Below are 223 nucleotides of genomic sequence, written 5' to 3' on the forward strand. Positions count from 1 at the left end.
CCAAGGCCGGCGTGCCGTTCTCGCGGCACAACCCGGCGCACACCCACCACTATGCCAAGTCGACCAGACGGCGCGCCAAGACCGATCCTCTCGACACCAGGATGCTGAGCGACTATGGCCGTCGCTACCAGCCTGAGGCCGAGCCGGCGCCACGCGAAGAAGGTGAGCGGCTTCAGTCGCTTGCCGGCCACCGCGATCAACTGGTCGCGATGCGGGCAACGCT

1 protein-coding gene is annotated in these 223 nt (G+C 67.7%); it reads left to right on the forward strand.

The window, feature by feature from the left end; translation table 11 throughout:
* A partial coding sequence (locus O7A05_RS34305) for an IS110 family transposase (protein WP_337097841.1) occupies positions 1-223 on the forward strand: 223 nt, incomplete at both ends.

The sequence above is a fragment of the Mesorhizobium argentiipisi (SeqCode) genome (assembly GCF_037179585.1).
Classification (GTDB): Bacteria; Pseudomonadota; Alphaproteobacteria; order Rhizobiales; family Rhizobiaceae; genus Mesorhizobium; species Mesorhizobium argentiipisi.